The sequence below is a fragment of the Empedobacter sp. GD03861 genome (genome assembly GCF_029840885.1).
Classification (GTDB): Bacteria; Bacteroidota; Bacteroidia; order Flavobacteriales; family Weeksellaceae; genus Empedobacter; species Empedobacter falsenii_B.
Window position 1 is genome coordinate 1 of record NZ_JAOCDJ010000102.1, and the last position, 692, is coordinate 692.

Genomic DNA, 692 nt, shown 5'->3' on the forward strand with positions numbered 1-692 from the left:
ATTCACAATAAATCAAAAGGCAAACGATTGTTTGCCTTTTGTTATTTTATAAGTTTTAGTAAATCTTTAATTTCTTTATCGGAGATAGAATTTTGCTCGCTTTTATCGTAAAGAGAAAGTAGATAAATCGTTTCGTTTTCAATAAAAAAATGCGTTATCACTCTCGCTCCACCGCTTTTACCTTTACCTTTCGACTTTATTGCCAAACGTATTTTATAACAATTATCGGCTAAAGCAGTTCCTAAGGTAGGATTTTGTTGTAATTCTTCAATTAAAACAGCCAAATCCTCTTTCAACGAACGGTATTTCTTTCCAAGTTTTTTGGCTTCTTTCAGAAATTCCGGCGTTGCAATAATATTATAACTCATCCAATAATTCTTTGGCAGAAATTCCTTTTAGTTTTCCCTCTTTTATCAGATTTAGTTCTGTTACAGCTTGTTTCAAACTCGCCTTTACATCTTCTGTAGAATCGGTATTTTCAGTATTTTGTCGTGTAATTTTCATTTTCAAAGCCTTTGCAAAAGCTTTCAATGCTTTCGCTTCTTCCGATGTAGAAGGCTCTACGATATAGATTTCTTGCGTTGTCATTATTTCACTTTTTTAACTATTAAACTGCTAATTGCTTTTGCAAATTATTCTTTAGAATAAAAGCTTCTAATAAATCTTTGATTGTATTTTTTTGATTATCATTC

General features: G+C 30.9%; 2 protein-coding genes. Both read right to left on the reverse strand.

The features are described from left to right. Window positions 1–41: 41 nt before the first annotated feature. Window positions 42–368, reverse strand: a complete 327-nt coding sequence (locus N5D03_RS14925; protein ID WP_280052125.1) for a type II toxin-antitoxin system RelE/ParE family toxin — start codon at window positions 366–368, stop codon at window positions 42–44. Further along, on the reverse strand, window positions 358–588 hold the full coding sequence (locus N5D03_RS14930; RefSeq protein ID WP_219035473.1) for a hypothetical protein: 231 nt from the start codon (window positions 586–588) through the stop codon (window positions 358–360). Before N5D03_RS14930 ends, N5D03_RS14925 begins: the two co-directional genes overlap by 11 nt. Between the last annotated feature and the right edge of the window lie 104 nt (window positions 589–692).